At 63.3% G+C, this 1,809-nt stretch carries 2 protein-coding genes; both read right to left on the reverse strand.

From position 1 onward, the window contains the following. On the reverse strand, positions 1-1,260 hold a 1,260-nt coding region (gene mutL, locus OQK_RS08220; RefSeq protein WP_038860742.1), incomplete at its 3' end, for a DNA mismatch repair endonuclease MutL. Further along, on the reverse strand, positions 1,257-1,809 hold a 553-nt coding region (locus OQK_RS31090), incomplete at its 5' end, for an N-acetylmuramoyl-L-alanine amidase family protein (RefSeq protein WP_038860743.1). The genes OQK_RS31090 and mutL, both read right to left, overlap by 4 nt.

The following is a 1,809-nucleotide window of genomic DNA, read 5'->3' on the forward strand; positions in this document are numbered from 1 at the left end:
GTAAGCGGCTTGAGCCTCGGCAGCGGGCAGCGCCGATTGCGGACGCGGCGTGTATTGATACTGATAAGCGCCGCCAGCGCTGGCCCCGGATGACGTGTTGAACGCCGGTTGCGCCTGCGGCTGCTCCAGCAGCGCATTGGCGGCCAGACGCATCTCGCCCTGTGGGCCGAATTCGCCCGCCTCGATCCCGCTCGGCCGAACGATCGCCGTGGTCACCGAACCGGCCAGTTGATCTTCCGGACGCACATCGCCCAGCGCACGGTGCAGCGTGCCATACAGGAAATCGTGGACCATGCGCCCGTCACGGAAACGCACTTCGTGTTTGGTCGGGTGGACGTTGACGTCTACCGCTGCGGGATCGACCTCGAAAAACAGCGCGAAGGTCGGGTGCCGGCCATTGAACAGCACGTCGCGATAAGCCTGACGAACCGCATGGGCTACCAGTTTGTCGCGCACTGCTCGGCCGTTTACGAAGAAATACTGCAAGTCCGCCTGACTGCGGTTGAAGGTCGGCAAACCGACCCAGCCCCACAGGTGCAGGCCGTTGCGTTCGATCTCGATAGGCAGCGCCTGCTCAAGGAAACCTGAACCGCAGATCGCCGCCACACGCCGGGCGCGGGCTGCATCATCGTGGGCCTCGTGCAGGCTGAGGATGGTCTTGCCGTTGTGGCGCAGATGAAAAGCCACGTCGAAGCGCGCCAGCGCCAGACGCTTGATCACTTCCTGCAGATGATCGAATTCGGTTTTTTCGGTCTTGAGAAATTTGCGCCGGGCCGGGGTGTTGAAGAACAGATCGCGGACTTCCACCGAAGTGCCGACCGGATGCGCCGCCGGCTGCACGCGCGGCGCCATGTCCCGGCCTTCGGTCTCGACCTGCCAGGCCTGATCGGCATCGCGGGTGCGCGAGGTCAGGGTCAGACGCGCCACGGAGCTGATCGACGCCAGCGCCTCGCCACGGAAACCCAGGCTCATCACCTGTTCGAGGTCTTCGAGGTTGCGAATCTTGCTGGTGGCGTGACGGGCCAAGGCCAGCGGCAGGTCATCGGCGGAAATACCGCTGCCGTCATCGCGCACGCGCAGCAGCTTGACGCCGCCCTGCTCGACATCGACGTCAATACGCTTGGCGCCGGAGTCGAGGCTGTTTTCCAGCAACTCCTTGATCACCGAAGCCGGGCGCTCAACCACCTCACCGGCGGCAATCTGGTTCGCCAGCCGCGGGCTGAGCAGCTCGATGCGCGCCGTGTTCATTACCTGGTTCATTCTTTGGACGCCAGTTCGGTGCCTGGAATGGTCAGGTGCTGACCGACTTTCAGCTCATCGCTTTTCAGATTGTTGGCGGCGCGCAAGGTGGCCGGCGAAACCTGATAGCGCACGCCGATCATCGCCAGGGTTTCCCCCGGGCCGACACGGTGGTCGCGCGGACCTTGGGCAATCTTGCCGGAATCACGCAGCCAGGCAATGTAAGTGCCCGGTGGCGGATTCTGCTGGAAGAACTGGCGCACGCCGCTGCTGATCGAACGGGCCAGCGCTTGCTGGTGGCTGGATGCGGACAGTTTGTTCGCTTCGTTGGCGTTGGAGATGAAGCCGGTTTCGACCAGGATCGACGGAATGTCCGGCGACTTCAGCACCATGAACCCGGCTTGTTCCACACGCTGTTTGTGCAGCGGCGTAACGCGACCGATGTTGGTCAGCACCTTTTGCCCGACGTTGAGGCTGGAAGTCAGCGACGCAGTCATCGACAGGTCGAGCAACACGCCCGCCAGCATACGATCCTTGTCGTCGAGGCTGACGTTGCCGGCACCGCCAATC

The organism is Pseudomonas sp. R62 (assembly GCF_000257605.1).
Classification (GTDB): Bacteria; Pseudomonadota; Gammaproteobacteria; order Pseudomonadales; family Pseudomonadaceae; genus Aquipseudomonas; species Aquipseudomonas atacamensis.